We start from the raw sequence: 16,927 nt of genomic DNA, 5'->3' as shown, positions 1-16,927 counted from the left end.
GGCGAAACGGGCCCGGCCCGTTTTATCCTTCCCGCCACACCCCGACCACGAACCGGTGAAACCGGTATCTTCCATGGGAAAATTCAGGCGCTTCCCTTCCTGAAGCGCCCTGTTTTTTCTCTCATCCTTCCTTTATACGCCAAACCGGCGACATGCTGCCCGGGCACCGGATCCCGTTTTTACGGAGCCGGCCGACCATAACCATACGGTGGAAACATCCTGCCGGTACCGTCTGTCGGACGGCAATCCTCCATTTTTTTTGCATCCTGCCCTGCCCAAACCGCCGAAACGCCTTGTCCCGTCATATCTGCCAGCTACAGTCAGACGGACACACCGCCTATTGTCCTGATACCTCTTTCACGCCATCAGGCTACGCTTTCATTTCGTCATACAGAAAGGATTTCCTGATCGGCGCGCTGTCGCCTCCCAATGCATCAACCAGAGCAAAAGCGAACGGCAAAACCGCCCCCGGAGCACGGCTGGCAATCATCTTCCCGTCACGTACGACTACATCCGCGACATACCGCACACTGTCCGCCGCAAACCCGCCACGACGCACAATATCCAGAATCGTGACCGTTTCCCCTTCTTCGAACCCCGGAGCCAGCATCACCATCACCTTCGGTTTATCCATCGCAAACACTCCCCAGAAAAAAACACCGCAATCGGTACCGGCATAACCCGGAAACGTTTCATACAGCATCCCCCAAAACCGGCCGGAAGAACATCACGGATCATTTTAGCGTCCGGTTCTTCATCCCCGAAATGGGGAACATGCCCCATCCCGAACGGTCCCCATACCGGACATCTTCCTTTCCGCAACCGGTATCCATTCCCGTCAGGACGCCCCTGCTGCAACGCCGTTTTCGCCAACCTGACAGAAAAACAAAAAGGGAACGTCTCCGTTCCCTTTCTTTCCACTTTCCGTTTTTTCCGGTCAGAAGCTGTAACGATATCGGGCCATGAGTTCCTGATCGATGCGCCCGTCGTCTCCGCTTCCCACACCGATATTCAGCCCGAAGCTGTGGTTTTGGTGGCTCGCTTCCACGCCGGCTCTTGCTATATACAGGGTATCTCCCGCTATCCGGGTACTCAGGGTATCGGTGACGCAGCCTCCTTCCATGCCGAACCGGTTGTCTGTTTTTCTGTCGCCGAACGCCGGTGTGATGGTGATGTCGATGAACGGTTTGACCTGCATGCCGTTTGCGGTTTTGAGGCTTCCGTTCAACGCCACGCCGACCGGGGTCTGGATCAATCCGGCCTTATCCGCCCCGTAACGGAAGCCACCGGCGGAAAAGCTGTCCATGTCGATATGCAGATAGCGCAGCCCGACGTGAGGCATGACAGTCACGGTTTCATTGAGGGCCAACGGTTTTTCCACTCTCAATCCGGCGGAAAACGTTTTCACATCCGGTTCGCCCTTGTAGCCCAGCTGTCTGATTTCATTGGAAGTTTCCAGATAGCCGACATGACCGATCAGATTGAACGGGTCATGGGTATAGATCCCATAGAGATGAAATCCCCAGTAGTCGATTTCGTTGTGGGTCCCGCCGCCGTTTCCCTGTCCCCGGGCCGTCCCGGTTCCGAAGCTCAAAGCCGCGCCTGTGGTGAACCCGTTTCCATGTGCCCAGTCCATACCGATCGTCGCTCCGGCCATTTCGCTTTTGTAACCGTAACGGGTATTGCCGGCGCTGTAACGGCTTGCCTTGCTGGCGTGGCCGTTCAGATCTATCCACAGGTCGGCCCCTTTTTGACGGTGGTCGTAACCTCTCAGCCGGCTTCCATGTCTTTCCAGAGTATCCGACAGGACTCCTGCCGTGTTTACAGATACCGCCTGGGCCGCTCCGGCAGTTCCCATCAGGGCGATTTTATTGAGGGTTTTGGCAGCGGTCTGTGCCGTCGTATCCGTCGTTATGGTGACAATGCGTTCTCTTGCCAGCGTTCCGGTCGAACCGAAAGCTTCGTCAATGACTCCCGACGCAGCCAGCGATCCGCCGAACGCATCCGTCGCGCTTGTGGTGACGAGCTTGTTGTCCCGGACGACTTTCAGCAGGTTATCCGTTTCCAGCCGGCAGGATGCCGGTCCTGTTCCATCCCGGAAACTAAAGATGGTTGTATTGTCGGCGATAGCTGCGGTATTGACGAGTTTCAGGGTGGATGAGGCATCCATCGCGGCTTTATCGACCGTCACCAGCGGATCGGTTCCGTTGTAACCGTTTCCGGCTTTGATAATGAGGGTTCCGTCGCTGCCGACAGTCAGGCTGCTTCCTGTTCCGGCCGTTCCCGTCGCTGTCGAGCCGACTGTCGTGGCTCCATACAGGGTGCTCCCGGCCGCGATCATCAGAGCGGAGCCGGACGTCGATGCCAGTGTGTCGGCGGCTTCCGTTTCACTCATGCCGACCGCCACTTTTCCCCGGACATTGAGCACACCGGTAAAACCGTCTGTTCTTCCATCCAGTACTGTCGTTCCATTGGCCACCGTAACCGCTCCGGCTCCCTGAAGCGCGACAGGTGACGCAACCGACACATTCCCGTGGAGCAAAACGTCCGAGTTGGAACCGGCGTAAATGCCGACTGCCGTATCCGTTCCGGAAGCGACGATTTTCAGGGTATCGTTTTCCGATCCCAGTGTAACGCTCGTCCCTCCATTGGCATGTACCCCGGCGACATAGCCTTTTTCCGAAACGGCGGCAAGCGTCCCGCCGACCACACTGACTTCCCCGCCATTGGCCAGCAGGGCTATCGCTTCCACATACCCGTTGTCTTCGGAACCGCCCGTTGCCTGTACCGTCACATCGACGTGACCGGTACGGACGCTGTCATTGTCGTTCCAGGCCCGGATACCGTAGGCGGCTACCGTATTGTCCACCCCTTCCGCCAAAACCTTCACGGTTGCATCCCCCATGCTGACCGAACCGTTCCGGCTGTCGATACCGGCGGCATAGACAGCCGACCCGCTGGCCGATTTGGCTGAAATGGCAATATCACCATTTCCCGTACGAATTTCGCTCTTATCGTCGCCATTGATACCTGCGGCATACGCTTCGCCATCAGCACCGGTCACTTCGGCCGAAACTGTTACGGAAAGATCTTTCAGACCGATCGTACTGCCGGGAAGGCTGGTATCTCCCGCATTCTGCCAGGCGGTTATCCCGCTGGCAAATGCATACTGTGCACTTTTTGCCGAGGCCGTCAGAACGAGATCGCCCCCTTCGATTGTATTGTCCAGATTGCTGGTGGACAGGGCATAAGCGGTGGCATTCTCCCCGCCGGTAATCGCACTGGCCGAAATGGCCAGATCACCCAGCGTGACCGTTTGCCCGTTGCTCTCGACATAAATCCCGTAAGCGTCCGCTGTCATACTGGTGTTTTCCGATGAAACCGTCACCCTTCCGCTATCCATCGAAAACGACTTGTCGTCACCATATAGATTGACTCCCTTCAGAACCGGATACCGGTCTTCCTGGCCAATGGACAACTCCAGTCCGTTGATCCCGATGGACCGGGTGGAACCGGAGATATCGATGCCCGTCGAAGCATTGCTATCGGAGATCGTCAGGTAGTCTCCCGCCCCGAATGTATAAGTATAATTTCCGTCTGTCCCCGACCTGATACCGTCGTAAGCCGCCTCTTTTCCGGTAATCGGGATGGAAAAATCCTGCGCATCCGCCAGTGCCATATTCCCCAAAACCAATGCACCGGACAATATGGCCGCCTGCACCATCTTCACCCTCCCGGATTTGCCTTTCGCCACCTGATGCTCGCCAACCACCACATATCCGCCACGCACCCGGTTCCAGATCACTTTATATATCCTGTTCATTCGCTTTCCTCATCGTCTTCTTCCCGGCTTCCGGTCGTCTGTTCCTTTCGTTCGTGTTCTCCGGCCTGTCCGGTACCGGTTTCTCCGAAAGATGTTGTCGGTCTTGTGTGACCCCGCCTGTTCGCCGCTGCTCCCGAAATGTCTGCTAATACTTATTAACAGGCATTGAAAACTATGCAGGCGCATGATTTCATTGATGATTTTCTTCGATCTGTTTCTCTTTCCGTTAGGGTGACAACCCCATCGGCACCGATGAGCGTTTCATTTCGCATCCGGTTTTTTCCTGAATTTTGATAGACTTGGCTTTGCCGGCTGTTGTGGCCGGAAAGGATGAACGGGGCAGTTAATAAGTATTAACGGATCTGTTTGTAAGTATTGGCGGACGTTTCCCTTGTCGGCAGGGATGTTTTTTTCCTGCAACAATTTTTTCTGTTTCGTCGCGACGGGATTTCTTCCATGAAAAAAGGGCGGTTTTTCCGCCCTTTTTTCCTCACCATGTCTGTTCCGGCTTATTTGTCCGCCGCTTCTTCTGCCGCTTTCCTGTCGCGTTTCTGTTGCGTCTCGGCTCTTTTCTGCCGGACTCTTTCCTGTCGTTTGATGGCTTCCTTCTGTTTGGCTTCGTATTCACGGACATTTTCCGCTTTCTCTGCCGGAGTCATCAGGTTGCCTTCATGCCTGGCTTCCGGTGTGGCTGTCTCTCCTCTCGCCGCGGCGGCCTGCCGGGCCGCTCTTTCCTGAACCCGTTTCACACGTGCTTCATGTGCCGCCACATTTTCAGCGCGTTGCAAGGCATCTGCCTCGCTTTCCGCCCTGCGTTCATCTGCGGCCAGATCACGCTGCCGGATGTCATCGCTGCGTTTGAAGCGTTTCGCTTCCACCTCCAGCATATGCAATGCCTGCGAATCGATACGCTGCCGCTCTTCCGCTTCCTCGTAACACCAGTTAACGAAAAACTTTTTGTTGCATTCCAGTTTTTCATTATAGAGACGGGCCTTGATATTGGCTTTTTCAATCCGGACGACTTCCAGCACCCGGTCGGCTTTCATGACCGAATCGATCGAACCGGCTGGAAAATGATCCAGAATGGCCATGATTTCCGGTCCCGGTTTTTCCGGCATCATGCTGTCTGCGGAAATATCGGCGGCATGAAGCGGCGCCATGCCGGTCAGCATACCGGCAACCATGACGGAAAAAAACCGTGTCACTCCGCGAGAAGAAAACACCCTGTCCCGACTTTCCCTCCCATATGGGGCACCTGACTTCCTGTCCTGCCCCCTGCACGGGGCGTCTGACGGTTCCAAATCGCACTCCTGTCCAAATGAAGTCATGAATCCTGACGCAAACATGTTAAATGAGACATTTTACCATCAAAATTTTTGGTACCGGCATCGGGTTTTCCGGGGACTGTTTTTGCCGGTACCCTGTTTCCGGAAAAGGTTTCCGTCTGCAATCCGACCACCCCGTTTCCCAAAACTTCCCGGACGGTTTCGTGGCAAGATCTGCACCAGCCATAGCCATTGCCGGACAATTTTCCGGTATGCCGCTCTCATGCCGTTCGAGACCGGAAAAGACTCATGAAAAAAGTTCAGGAACCGTTGGCGACGGAAAGACCGGCTTCATGCCCGTCTTCTCCGTACGCTGATTTTCCGGCGGGAAACGGTGCCGTATTGCGGAACAGATCGCGCCGTATTCCCGCCAGGGCGGCCACAGCGGCTTTCCGGACAGGACCGGCGGGAAGCATCGCGACGTCTTCGAGTGCCGCATCCAGCATGGCCAGTATGCCGGCATCGCCTTCCGGCCTTGCCGCCATGCGGTCACGGTAATGACCGGACAAGGCCTGCAACAGGGGACGAACCGGCACACCGAACCGCAACAGTCTCCTTTCCAGCCGCAAAAGCCTGGCCATGTTCAGTCCCACACACAGATCGGACAGAATGCCGGCAGCGGACAGGCCGTCCACCCCCGTCACATGTTTCTGCTTTTCCAGCTGCGACAGGCGCGGAACCAGCAGGCTGATGCCATCGACCATCCTGACCGATAGCGCGATCATGGACGGCGCCCGGGAAGTATCGCCCAGTCTGGCGATGTCGTCCCACATTTTCAGCACCAGACGCCGTGTCACGGAAGCGACATTGACGACCCGGAACATCCAGGTGCAGAAAAGGGACATGCCGATACCGATCGACTGGCTGAGCTCGGAATTGATGAAGGTCGTCATGTCGGCCGTCCCGGTATCGAACATGGTCATGGAACAGATCGTCAGCATCATGAACGGAGTAGCCCGCATGGCTGTTGCCGGTTTGACCATGAGAATATTCATGACCAGCAAAAAAGGCGCGAACATCATCATCAGCATTTCGAAACTGTGGACGGACGGCAGCAGAAGCAGCAGATACAGACCCGCCGTGAGCGTCGACAGGGTGATATAGATGAATTGCAGGCGGATGGCCGGCAACGGATTGTCCAGCGAAGCGAAAAACATGCAGTAAATGCCGGCATTGACCGGAATGCTGACCCCCGTCGGCCAGCCGGAAAGAATCCAGAACAGGCAGGAAAGTCCTTGCGCCAGCGCCGCGGCCAGTGCGGAAACCAGCGCAACCCGGCGGTCGACGAACAGTGAAACCGCGGATGTTTTCGCCTTCCGTTTTTCCATGAGCGGCAAGTCCCCGTTCATGCCGGCATCGATGGCACGCCGCAAATCGAAACACCGTTCGCATTCGTTCAGCAGACGTTGCAGTTCCATTCCCAGATTGACGAGCAACCTGTCCTGTTTCTCCGATGTTCTGCCGGTTTCCGGAACGATCCGGTCGATTTCCCTGTGCAGGCGGACGACAATTCCCCGATCGCTACCGCTGCCGTGCGCCACCCAGTGACTGATGGCCGCCAGCACCTTCTGCCAGGGCAAGGGCAGACTGCCGCCATATCCGGCTTTCAGTACGTCCAGCCTGTCCCCGACCGTCGCCAGAACGGGCACGAGTGTGGAAAAACGATTTTGCAGTTCCGTCACCAGTCCGGTTGTCCAGCGCACATTGGATGTATCGAATGAAAGATGGGTGGAAAGCGTCCTCAGTTCCGAAACCGTCTGCGAAAGCCTGTGCAGTTCCATCGTCCGGTTCGCCGGCGCTTCCGAAAGAATTTCCTGTACCCACAGGCGGATGTCTTTCAGCGCCTGATCGAGTCTTTCCAGCACGGTTCTGTCCACCCCTCTGGGCAAAATGACGCTGTGAACCAGCGCCGAACAGACAATCCCCAACACGATTTCCTCCACCCGCGCCAGGGATGCCTCGAACAGGGCCGCTTCGCTGAAAACGGAAACGTCCGCCAGAACCGGCAAGGCGATGATCGGCACCGAATAGCCCGCCAACATGAAAGCGTAGGCCCTGGGAGTCCTGTCCAGCAGGGAAACATAAAGGCATACACCGATCCAGACACTGAAAATGATCGACAGCAATACGGGATACCCGACGAATCTCGGCACGACCAGCATGGTCATGACCGCTCCGACAACCGTCCCGGCCACCCGGTAAACGGCCTTGGAACGGGTCGCTCCCGAAAAGGGCTGCGACACGACATAAGCCGAAATCAGCGACCAGAAAGGGCGGGGCAACCCCAGCCTGAACGCCAGATACAGCGCCAGCATGGCTGCCATGAAACTCTTGACTGAAAAAAGGATATCGTCCCGCGTAATCCGGTTTGGCATGATGAAAAACGGATTGGTTCACATACCGGAAGCCGGATGCCTGTCGCCATTCGGCTTCCGGATGGGAACTATATGTTTTATTCCGTCCGAACGGGACACACGATTTTATTCATTGGGTGCACAATCCTCTCAACCTGTATACAATCACGGCCAGTTCTGATAAAACGGTTCCTGTCCGAACATACCGACCGAATCATGACCGGATCCGACGAAAGACAGACACGCATCGCGGCCATCAACCGCACGATAGCCGGAAAAATCCTTCCGCGCATGCCCGAGCCGGGCAACTGGCCGACCGTCATTCCCGGCCTGATTCTCTACCGGCGGGACTGGAATTACCTCTCGGAAAACTGTTTCTATCCGCCCGCCATCACGGCCGTCATCCAGGGACAGCGGAATTCGTTTCTCGGGGAACGGGAATACCATTACGAGGAAGGGGAATGTCTCGTCCACAGCGTGGATGTCCCCAGTGTCAATTACTACACGAAAGCCACTCCCGAAAAACCTTTTCTCTCCGTTTCGTTGCAGGTAGACCGGTATCTCGCCGCCCGTTTCGCCCGGGAAATTCCCCCCGTTTCAGCCACGGAAGCCGAACCGGAAACCCCGGAAAACATTTCCATCGCCGGAATCGACATCGATGTGCTGGATGCATTTTCGCGACTGGTCGCCCTGCTCGACGAACCCCGATCCATTCCCTTTCTCGCGCCGCTGATCATCGAAGAAATCCACTTCCGCATGCTGACGGGACGACAGGGCAAACTTCTGAGACAGGTGAACACGGCCGGAACCCGGGGCAACCGGATCGCCCGTGCCGTCATGTGGCTGAGAGAACATTACCGGGAACCGCTTCAGGTCGAGGTACTGGCCCAGACCGTAAACATGGCTCCCTCGACGTTTTACCGCCACTTCAGGGAGATTACCCTGCTCTCTCCCCTGCAATACCAGAAGCAGTTGCGGCTGCACGAAGCGCAGAGGCTGATTCTGGTCGAGAAGCAGTACATTTCGACAGCGGCTCTGGCTGTCGGCTATGAAAACATCAAACAGTTCAGCCGGGAATACAAGCGCTTTTTCGGCGAATCGCCTTCCGCTTCCGCCACCCGCGCCCGCAAAACGTTTTTCGGGCCAGTATGATCCTGTTGTGGCTGGCGGTCTCTCCGGGTATGGACTTCGTGCCAAAAGAAACCGCCTGTATCCGTCTTGTACGGGCAAAACAACCATCCCGCATCAAAACGAATGCCAAAACTTCCTGCCGGGCAAGTATCCGGCCGGATCAGGCCGTCACTTTCCCGTTCTCGTCTTTCGCATCGCGATGCGTTTTTTCATAACGCAACAAAAGACTGGCGATCTTGTTGGAACAGGGATTGCGAAGCCGCTCCAGATTGTGGGCATAAATCTGGGTCGTCACAATCAGACTGTGCCGCGCGAACTGCTGCACCTGTTGCAGGGTCGCTCCCGCTTCCAGCGACATCGTCACGGCCGTATGGCGCAGGGAATGCGCCGTCATTCTGTCACCGTCGAACCCCGAACGCTGCAACAGGTTTTTCACGATACGGCTGATACTGCGTGAAGTCAGGCGGCCCCCGCTATTGTTCCGGCTGACCGAGGCGAACAGCGGCGAATTCGCGGTCAGATCGGTCCGCGTGCCCAGATACTGGTAAATGACCGCCGCCACCTTTTTCGGCACATTGACGGAATCCGTCTTGCCGTCCCGTCCCTTGCCATACACATAAAGTACCGGTTCACCGCCGACATATCTCAGGTCTCCCACATCGGCATGAGCCACTTCGGAAACACGCAACCCGCAGGTCACCATCAGAAAAACCATCGCATAATCGCGCGAGGCGCTGTTGCCCTCTTTCGCCTTTTTCAGAATGACAAGCACCTGATCAAGCGCCAGAAAATCCTTTTTCGGAAAGCGGCCGACACGGATACCTTTCACGGACGCCGCGATATCGGGATACATTCCCTGTTGTCCCGTCCATTTGAAAAACAGTTTGATCGCCGCCAGATAGGTCTGTGCCGTTCCCAGCGAACTGGTTTCCTTGACGAACTCTTTCCATGAAACGACATGCTCGCGCATGGGCGCATCGATCCCCATCGCAGACAGCCAGCAGAAAAAGGAAGAAAGTGCCGTCCGGTATGTCCTGACCGTCGTGGGCCGGAATTCCTGCGACAGCAGAAAACGGGTGGAAAGCTGGTAAAAGCTGGAAAAATGATGTGAAAAACGTGTTATTGAAACTCCCATAAACATTCCTTTCAAAATGGACACCGTTTTACACGCTATCCCTCCGTCACGGCAGAAAAAATCGGCAGCCGTCACCGGCTTTGCAGCTCTCACAACGCCTTGTTACAAAAAACAAGCATCCGTTAGTCGCGATTAACGGATGCTGCTGAAAGGAGGAACGATGAAGTAACGGCCGGTCATATCAGGCAGGCTTACGTTTCCTGCACAGATAATACTAATTAAGCGGAAAACATATGTAAACCATCATTTTTCACCATTCGTGTTAGACCAAAATGTCCCATCAGAAATTCCGTTTAATATTCAATACTCTGCGATGTTTTTCCGGTGACGTGTGAAACTGGAAAAATTTGTTTCATGAATATTTTCCGGTTCCGGCAGAATCACAAAACCGGAAAATCTCCCTGCAACCCCGTTTTTTCCGCCGCTTCCTCTTCATGACCCTATGTCCGGAGCACGAATGAAAAAATATTTCTCAAGACACCAGCGACAATCCGGACACGATTCCCTGTCTGAATTTCCGGTATCTCGAAACGGGAACATTTTTGGGGGGATCCGGCAAACGGTATGCCATGCCAGAAAACGGTTTCCCCGACCGGCAAACCGGATAGAGTCCCAACATTCATATCCAAGTGCATCTCACAGGATATTGCCGTTTGAGATGAAAATTCCGCCGGCACAATGACAACACAACGGATAAACCGCAATCCGGATATCGACGGTTTGGGAAACGTTGCGGTATTCTGTGAACTCGTCCTTCACGCCTTTCCCAAATGTTTTAGACGGATTTATCGATGTCGATGTTTTCTTCGCGATTTCCGGTTATCCGATTTCCGGCATCATCCCGGGTGATCCGGGCAAGGAAAAATTCGGTTTCAGGTAATTCCATGTCCACCATATCAGACGCATTTTCCCGGTACTGGCTGTCGTTCTGTTGTCCTGCCCGGCTTTCGGCGGGTTCGCACTGACTGGCGACAAGCAGAACCAACCGGGTAAACACATCGCGGCAGGCGCCGGTTTCATCCCGGATTCCGTGTTGTGGAATGAAGGGAGATACTCCGACAATTCGGCCAGCCCCGAATCGCCTTTGCATTTACGGCATTCGTGCATCGAAGAACCGTTCTCTATCATCCGACCATTTCCGCTCCAGCCATCCATCTATCCCGAATATCTGCCGGACAGGCTTGTTCCTTCCCTCGAAAATACTCCAGACAAACATTTCCGGATTCATCAGAGTGGAGTGCTCATTCTGATCATGATATCCGCCGGCCGCGATGACGGAACATATCACCGTCATCGCACATTCCCCGTCTCCGCTCACGGGACGTCACATGCACGCTTACATATTCAGCGCCCTGCCGTCAACGGCCAGCGCCGCTTCCCGGACCGCTTCGGACAGGGTCGGATGCGCGTGACAGATCCGGGCGATATCTTCGGACGACGCCTTGAACGTCATCGCCATGACCGCCTCGGCAATCAGTTCGGAGACCATCGGCCCGATCATGTGAACGCCCAGCACTTCATCGGTTTTCGCATCGGCCAGTATTTTCACGAACCCTTCAGTCGTTCCCATCGTACGCGCCCGTCCATTGGCCATGAACGGAAAAACACCGCTTTTGTACGTTATGCCTTTCTCGGCAAGCTCCTCTTCCGTCCGCCCGGCCCAAGCGATTTCCGGATGGGTATAGACGACCCAGGGAATCGTCCGGTAATCGACATGCCCGTATTTGCCGGCAATGCGCTCGGCGACCGCCACACCTTCCTCTTCCGCCTTGTGCGCCAGCATCGGCCCGCGCACGACATCACCGATGGCCCAGACGTTTTTCAGGTTCGTGCGGCACAGGCCGTCCACCGCGATGAAACCGCGTTCGTCGCATTTCAAGCCCACATTTTCCACTCCCAGTCCATCCGTATAAGGCACACGGCCGATAGAAACCAGCAGCTTGTCGAACACCGCCTTCGTCACCTGCCCCCGGGCATCGTCGTATTCGATGGATACACCGCCCCTGACCGGCCTGACCTGCCGGACTGTCGCGCCTGTGAAGATCGTCAGTCCCTGCCGCGTCAACTGTTTCTGCGCTTCCTGCGCGATCTGTCTGTCCGCACCGGCCAAAAGCGCCGGCTGCGATTCGAACAGGGTCACATTCGATCCGAGCCGCCGCCAGACAGACCCCATTTCCAGCCCGACCACACCGGCTCCGATGATCGCCAGGGATTCCGGTACCGACTCCATTGCCAGCACGCCGGCATTGGAAAGCACATACTTCTCATCGAACGGAACGCCGGGCCATGCTCTCGGTTTCGAACCGGTGGCGACGATGACATGCGTACAGGTGAACTGGCGGGACTCATCCCCCGTCACACTGATCCGGTACTCCCCGTTGCGGCAACCGGTAAACGAAGCGGTTCCATTGAAAAACGTGACCTTGTTCTTGCGGAACAGGAAAGCGATCCCGTCATTGTTCTGGCGAACGATGGAAGCGCGCCGGGCCTGCATCCGGGCGATATCCAGCCCGACGTTGCCGATCTCGACCCCGAAATGGCCCAGCCCCTCCTTGGCCAACTCGTAATGCGAGGATGACTCCAGCAGTGCCTTGGACGGAATGCACCCGACATTGGTACACGTCCCGCCGGGCGCCGGCCTGCCATCCGTTTTCCAGTCATCGATACAGACCGTTTTCATGCCGAGCTGCGCGGCACGTATCGCGGCGATATAACCGCCCGGGCCTCCCCCGATCACCGCCACATCGAAATCCACACTCATATTCCGTCCTTTCGCCACACATGCATCCCGTTCACAGATCCAGAAGCAGACGTGCCGGATCTTCCAGCGTCTCTTTCATCGTCCTCAAGGCCAATACCGCTTCCCGCCCGTCGATCAGACGATGGTCATAAGACAGCGCCAGATAATTCATCGGCCTGATCACGATCTGGCCGTTTTCGACAACGGGCCGGTCCTTGGTGGCATGAATGCCCAAAATCGCGGACTGGGGCGGATTGATGATCGGCGTGGAAAGCATCGATCCGAAAATCCCGCCGTTGGAAATGGAGAATGTGCCACCGGTCAAGTCTTCCAGCGTCAGCTGGCCTTCCCGCGCCCGGATCGACAGTTCGTTGATTTTCTTCTCGATTTCCGCAATCGTCATCAAATCCGCATCACGCATGATCGGCACCACCAGACCGCGCGGCGAGCTGATGGCGATCCCGATATCGTAATAGCCGTGATAGACGATATCGTTCCCGTCGATGGACGCATTGACGACCGGAAAACGTTTCAGCGCCGCAATGGCGGCCTTGACGAAAAAAGACATCAGGCCCAGCCGGACACCGTGTTCCTTTTCGAACTGCTCGCCGAACTTTTTGCGCAAGTCCAGCACCGGCTGCATGTTCACTTCGTTGAACGTCGTCAGCGACGCGGTGGACTGTTGCGACTGGATCAGCCTTTCCGCCACACGGGCACGCAGACGGCTCATCGGCACACGGTTTTCCGTACGGTTCGTCGCACCGTAAACCGTCTGTTGCCCGGTCGATCCGGAAGGTGTATAGGATGTCGCCGCCGTCGGGACAGGACGACGCGTGGCCTGCTCGATCGCCTTCTCATCTTCGGCCAGATCGGTTCCCCTTGCCGCCCAGGCGCGTTCCACATCCTCCTTGGTCACACGCCCGTCCTTGCCGGTACCGGTCACCTCGGTTTCATCCATACCCAGCTCGGCAATCATCCGGGCAGCCGCCGGCATGACGATGCCGGAAGGATAATCGGCCGGATCGGGCATGTCCCGTTCGCTGTCGAATGCAGTGGAATCAACAGGCGTTTCCACGGTTTTCGCCGGACCCGGCGTGGCGGGCACGGCATTGGCAACCGCCCTGGATACCGCCGTTTCCGGTACGGCGGCAGACGTTTTCACGCCGTCTGCCTGGACAAAAGGATCTTTTTCAGCCGCCACAGCAACGGCAACCGTATCAACCGTCGCGATGACTTCGCCGGCCACCACCGTATCGCCGTCCTTTTTCAGCACCGACGCCAGCACACCGGCTGCCGGCGAAGGCAGTTCCAGAACCACCTTGTCCGTTTCGATATCGACCAGATTTTCATCCAGCGCAACCGCATCTCCCGCCTTTTTGTGCCACTGCAACAGCGTGGCTTCCGTTACCGATTCCGATAACTGGGGGACTTTCACTTCAAGAACCGCCATAAATTTCTCCACTCAAAAATTCGGAGTCACATCAATAAAAACGACCCGGTTTTATTTCTTTCTTCTGTTATCTTTTCATGACCGGACGATGACCATTTCAGGCATAGGGCCGAAAGCGGCACCGACCAGCTCCTTTTGCTGTGCCAGATGCTTCTGGAAGTATCCGACCGCCGGTGACGACGAGGCCGGACGCGAAGAATATGCCAGTTTCTGCCCTGCCTGCATGCAATCGAAAATCGGCCTTAGCAACTGCAGCCATGCCCCCTGGTTTTCCGGCTCGTCCTGCACCCACATCACTTCTTCCAGCGCCGGATAACGCCGGAATTCGTCCGACAGTTCGTCATGCGGGAACGGATACATCTGTTCCAGACGGACAATCGCCACATCCTGCCTGCCCAGTTCTGCACGGCGGTGCGCCAGATCATAATAGACGCGTCCGGTACAAACCAGAACCCGTTTCACTTTTTCCATATCCAGGGTTTTGTCCACTTCCCCCAGCACCGGCAAAAACGATCCGTTCGCCAGCCCGTCCAGTGGTGACGCGGCATCCTTGTGACGCAGCAACGATTTCGGCGTCATGACGATCAGGGGTTTTCTCTGCATCCTGAGCATCTGGCGGCGCAATACATGGAAAATCTGGGCCGCTGTCGTCGGCTGCACCACTTCCATATTGTTGTCCGCACACAGATGCAGATACCTTTCCAGACGTGCCGATGAATGTTCCGGGCCCTGCCCCTCGAACCCGTGCGGAAGCAGCATGACCAACCCGCAGGCACGGCCCCATTTGGCTTCGCCCGAACTGATGAACTGGTCGATCACGACCTGCGCCCCGTTGGCGAAATCGCCGAACTGCGCTTCCCACAGCGTCAGTGTATTGGGTGCCGATGTGGCGAAACCGTATTCGAAAGCCAGCGCCGCTTCTTCGGAAAGCGGCGAATTGATGACCGTGAAACTGGCCTGGTTCGGCGAAATGTGCTGAAGCGGAATATAGACACCTGCATCCCAGCGTTCGCGGTTCTGATCGTGCAGTTCGGCATGACGGTGCACGAACGTGCCGCGTCCGGAATCTTCCCCCGCCAGCCGCACCGAAAAACCCGCGGAAACCAGCGACGCATAGGCCAGATGTTCGGCCATTCCCCAGTCCACCGGCATCTCGCCGCGTCCCATGGCCGAGCGGTCGCGAATGACACGTTCGACCAGCGGATGCAGTTTCAGCCACTCCGGCATGGTCGTGATCCGTTCGGACAGGCGCTTCAGCTCTTCCACCGGCATGGCGGTAACGACGTCTTCCACCCCTCCCCGCTGCTGCAAAATCGGTTGCCATTGCAGGGCCGACTGGCTTTTCATGTTCGTCATGACCGGCGACACGATCGGCACGCCGGCATCCATCCGGGCACGGTACCCGGCCACCAGCGCCTCGGCATCGGCTCTCGTGATGATTCCCTGATTGACCAGTCTGTCCACATACAGGCTCCGTACACCTGGCAGCATGGCGATCTTCTTGTACATCAGAGGCTGCGTCATGGCCGGCGTATCCTGCTCGTTATGGCCGAGCTTGCGGTAACAGACGATATCGACCACGACATCCTTGCGGAATTCCATCCGGAAATCCAGCGCGATTCGGGTGGCCAGAACAACCGCTTCCGGATCGTCGCCGTTCACATGGAAAACAGGCGCCTCGATCATTTTGGCGACATCGGTGCAATACAGCGACGAACGGGCATCGCGCACATCCGACGTGGTGAAACCGATCTGGTTGTTCAGCACGATGTGCACCGTGCCGCCCGTGCTGTAACCGCGCGTCTGCGCCATGTTCAGCGTTTCCTGGACGACCCCCTGTCCCGAAAACGATGCATCCCCGTGCACCAGTACCGGCATGACCTGCGAACCGTCCGGATCGCCCCGGTGCACCATCCGCGCCTTGGCGGAACCTTCCACGACCGGATCAACGATTTCCAGATGAGACGGATTGAACGCCAGAGACAGATGAACCGGACCGCCCGGTGTCGAAACGTCACGCACGAACCCCTGATGATATTTCACATCTCCGGCCGGCAACTCGTTCTCCGGCAAATTGCCCTCGAACTCGGCGAACAGGTCGGACGGCATCTTGCCCATGATATTGACCAGCACATTCAGCCGCCCGCGGTGCGCCATGCCCAGCACGATTTCCTGAATGCCCTTCGTTCCCGCACGCTGGATCACTTCGTCCAGCGACGCGATGAAACTTTCCCCGCCTTCCAGCGAAAAACGCTTCTGGCCGACATATTTCGTATGCAGATACCGTTCCATGCATTCGGCCGACGTCACGCGCTCCAGAATATGCCGCTTCTCTTCCGCCGTGAAATTCGGCCTGGACTGGATGGATTCCAGCCTTTCCTCGATCCAGCGTTTCTGGGCATGATCGGTGATATACATGAATTCCGCCCCGATCGAGCGGCAGTACGTCTCGCGCAAAAGCTGCAAAAGCTCGCGCAATGTCGCGGTTTCACGGCCGAAATAGGTGTTGCTGATATTGAACACCAGATCCATATCCGTATCGGTGAACCCGTAGAAAGACGGTTCCAGTTCCGGAATATGCGGCCGTTCATGCCGTTCCAGCGGATCGAGTTTCGCCCAGTACGTCCCCAGAAAACGGTAAGCCGCCGTCATCTGCTGGGCAGCGATGCGCTTGCGCTCCAGCTCGGCATTCCCTTTGGGAACCAGAATCTTGAAAGGAGAATGCCGTGCCCGTTCGGCATAAGCCGCCACTACCGGACCATGCCGGACATCCGAACGATTGCTCCCGTCCACCGCCGGGACATTCTGCATTGAATTGAAATAGGCCCGCCAGTTCTCCGGAACGGAAGCGGGATTGTCGAGATACGCTTCGTAAAGTTCTTCCACATAAGGCGCATTGCCTGCAAAAAGATACGAGTTGTCCTGATATTCCTGCATCATGATGCCCACCTTTCCCTTTACGGAAAACA

At 56.5% G+C, this 16,927-nt stretch carries 11 protein-coding genes; 1 reads left to right on the top strand and 10 read right to left on the bottom strand.

What is annotated here, in order from left to right:
- Nucleotides 1-370: 370 nt before the first annotated feature.
- The 4 genes from NB647_RS04470 to NB647_RS04455 all read right to left on the bottom strand — a co-directional run bounded on the left by NB647_RS04470 (nucleotide 371) and on the right by NB647_RS04455 (nucleotide 7,523).
- Nucleotides 371-634 (bottom strand): type 1 glutamine amidotransferase family protein, encoded by a 264-nt coding sequence (locus tag NB647_RS04470; protein ID WP_269284397.1) that lies wholly within the window; start codon nucleotides 632-634, stop codon nucleotides 371-373.
- A 303-nt stretch (nucleotides 635-937) separates the two neighbouring features.
- A complete protein-coding gene (locus tag NB647_RS04465) occupies nucleotides 938-3,823 on the bottom strand; it encodes an autotransporter domain-containing protein (RefSeq protein WP_269284396.1) in 2,886 nt (961 codons plus the stop codon).
- Nucleotides 3,824-4,332: 509 nt separating this feature from the next.
- Entirely contained in the window at nucleotides 4,333-5,046 is a 714-nt protein-coding gene (locus NB647_RS04460; protein ID WP_269284394.1) for a hypothetical protein, read from the bottom strand.
- Nucleotides 5,047-5,408: 362 nt separating this feature from the next.
- Entirely contained in the window at nucleotides 5,409-7,523 is a 2,115-nt protein-coding gene (locus NB647_RS04455; RefSeq protein WP_269284392.1) for an FUSC family protein, read from the bottom strand.
- Between the two features lie 195 nt (nucleotides 7,524-7,718).
- On the opposite strand from NB647_RS04455, the gene NB647_RS04450 reads away from it, so the two are divergent.
- Nucleotides 7,719-8,654 carry an AraC family transcriptional regulator gene (locus NB647_RS04450; protein ID WP_269284390.1) on the top strand — a complete coding sequence of 312 codons (936 nt, stop codon included), beginning with the start codon at nucleotides 7,719-7,721 and terminating at the stop codon, nucleotides 8,652-8,654.
- A 139-nt stretch (nucleotides 8,655-8,793) separates the two neighbouring features.
- Here NB647_RS04450 and NB647_RS04445 read toward each other — a convergent pair whose 3' ends face one another.
- The 6 genes from NB647_RS04445 to NB647_RS04420 form a co-directional block, all read right to left on the bottom strand.
- A complete protein-coding gene (locus NB647_RS04445) occupies nucleotides 8,794-9,768 on the bottom strand; it encodes a tyrosine-type recombinase/integrase (protein ID WP_269265403.1) in 975 nt (324 codons plus the stop codon).
- A 775-nt stretch (nucleotides 9,769-10,543) separates the two neighbouring features.
- Nucleotides 10,544-10,858, bottom strand: a complete 315-nt coding sequence (locus NB647_RS04440) for a hypothetical protein (RefSeq protein WP_269284388.1) — start codon at nucleotides 10,856-10,858, stop codon at nucleotides 10,544-10,546.
- The gene (locus NB647_RS04435) at nucleotides 10,859-11,062 is read right to left on the bottom strand and encodes a hypothetical protein (protein ID WP_269284386.1); all 204 of its coding nucleotides are present in this window, start codon (nucleotides 11,060-11,062) and stop codon (nucleotides 10,859-10,861) included.
- A gap of 42 nt (nucleotides 11,063-11,104) precedes the next feature.
- On the bottom strand, nucleotides 11,105-12,529 hold the full coding sequence (gene lpdA / locus NB647_RS04430; RefSeq protein ID WP_269284384.1) for a dihydrolipoyl dehydrogenase: 1,425 nt from the start codon (nucleotides 12,527-12,529) through the stop codon (nucleotides 11,105-11,107).
- A gap of 31 nt (nucleotides 12,530-12,560) precedes the next feature.
- A complete protein-coding gene (gene odhB, locus NB647_RS04425) occupies nucleotides 12,561-13,958 on the bottom strand; it encodes a 2-oxoglutarate dehydrogenase complex dihydrolipoyllysine-residue succinyltransferase (protein ID WP_269284381.1) in 1,398 nt (465 codons plus the stop codon).
- 75 nt (nucleotides 13,959-14,033) lie between these two features.
- Nucleotides 14,034-16,898: a 2-oxoglutarate dehydrogenase E1 component gene (locus NB647_RS04420; RefSeq protein ID WP_269265396.1), complete on the bottom strand. Its 2,865-nt coding sequence runs from the start codon at nucleotides 16,896-16,898 to the stop codon at nucleotides 14,034-14,036.
- Between the last annotated feature and the right edge of the window lie 29 nt (nucleotides 16,899-16,927).

This window comes from Oxalobacter aliiformigenes (assembly GCF_027116575.1).
Classification (GTDB): Bacteria; Pseudomonadota; Gammaproteobacteria; order Burkholderiales; family Burkholderiaceae_D; genus Oxalobacter; species Oxalobacter aliiformigenes.
This window is presented reverse-complemented; position numbering and strand designations above follow the sequence as displayed.